The sequence below is a fragment of the Micrococcus sp. LASM2_SD2 genome (genome assembly GCF_057364565.1).
In genome coordinates this window covers 1-1,422 of the sequence record NZ_JBNFOB010000366.1, presented here as the reverse complement: position 1 = coordinate 1,422, position 1,422 = coordinate 1, and the positions used below count along the sequence as shown (strand labels likewise).

Annotated in this window: 1 protein-coding gene and 2 pseudogenes; 2 read left to right on the top strand and 1 reads right to left on the bottom strand. The window is 73.9% G+C overall.

Features of this window, described 5'->3' with window-relative positions:
* Positions 1–298 (bottom strand): annotated as a pseudogene (locus tag AC2W7A_RS12390) (5-formyltetrahydrofolate cyclo-ligase); the annotation flags it as partial.
* A gap of 59 nt (positions 299–357) precedes the next feature.
* Between AC2W7A_RS12390 and AC2W7A_RS12385 the strand changes: the two are divergent.
* Positions 358–1,041 (top strand): GNAT family N-acetyltransferase, encoded by a 684-nt coding sequence (locus AC2W7A_RS12385; RefSeq protein ID WP_485991608.1) that lies wholly within the window; start codon positions 358–360, stop codon positions 1,039–1,041.
* 34 nt (positions 1,042–1,075) lie between these two features.
* Positions 1,076–1,422 (top strand): annotated as a pseudogene (locus tag AC2W7A_RS12380) (hypothetical protein); the annotation flags it as partial.

Below are 1,422 nucleotides of genomic sequence, written 5' to 3'. Positions count from 1 at the left end.
AGCCCATCCGGCGCCCCTCCGCGGTGACGGGCACGAGCACCCGGGCACCGGCGGCGTGGGCGCGCTCGCGCAGGACGGCGGTGTCCGGCTCCGAGGGCATGGGCAGCACCGTGGCCACCGTGCAGTCCTGCCCGGCGGCAGATCGGGCGGCGAGCAGCGGACCGAGCCAGGTCCACAGGTGCTCCACCGCGGCCTCGGACAGTCGGGTGCGCTCGCCGGCGTCCCGTCCACGACGACGGCCGCGCACCTGCGTGCGCAGCCGTGCCTTGGCGGCGGCGAGGGCCTCGGGGGTGTCCATGCCCCTCATTGTGCCCCGACCCGGGCGGCGGGGACGGTCCGGGCCCTAGGATCGGTGGCATGTCCTGGCTCTCCGATCCCTGGCCCGCGGTGCTGCGGCACGACACCCTCACCGTGCGCCCGCTCGTGCGCGCCGACCAGCGGGCATGGGAGGAACAGCGCAGCGTCAACGCGGAGTGGCTGACCCCGTGGGACGCCACCAGCCCCGAGCCCGGGTCCGGGCCCGCGACCTTCGCCCAGATGGTCCGCTGGCACCGACGGTCCGCCAGGCAGGGACTGTCCTACACCTGGGGGATGGCCCTGGACGAGGACCGCCCGGGCCGTGACCGACTGGTGGGCCTGATCAGCCTCGGCGGCATCCAGCACGGCTCCGTGCGCTCCGGGGCGATCGGCTACTGGATCGACCGACGCCAGGCCGGCCAAGGGCTGACGCCCACGGCCGTGGCGATGGTGACGGACTGGGCCTTTGGCGGCCTCGGACTGCACCGGGTGGAGATCAACGTCCGGCCGGAGAACGCGCGCAGCCTGCGAGTGCCGGAGAAGCTGGGCTTCCGCCGCGAGGGGCTGCGGGAGCGCTACCTCCACGTGGCCGGGCAGTGGCGCGACCACATCGGCTACGCCCTCACCGTGGAGGAGGCCCCGGACGGGGTCCTGGCCGGATGGCTGGCCGCCGGGGAGACCACCGGAACGGTGGCTGAGGCGCCGGTCCACGGCGAGTTCCGCACGACACGCCGCCTCGAATGACAACCGTGTGATTCCAGCCGCTACGCTGGATCGCATGGATGAGATCAACACCCTTGCGGCGGAGCTGAACGCCGTCCTCGGCGTGTTCTCCGACCTGCGCATCAGCGCCTCGCTGGTGATCCTCGTACTCATCCTCTGGCTCGGCTGGAAGGTCGTCACGGTCGAGGGCAACCGCTCCGCCGCCCGGGACGCCCGCGCCGCCGAGACCGCCGCTTCCCCTGCCGCTGACGCGGCCGCAGACTCCGCCTCGACGACCTCGCCTCAGGAGGGGACAGCCCATGACCAGCGCGTCCGCCATGGTCCTTCGTGGCCTCCGAACCCCGGGCACCGTCGTGACCGCGCACGGCCTCCCGCTCCGCCTGCGAGGCCTCCAGCTCCGCC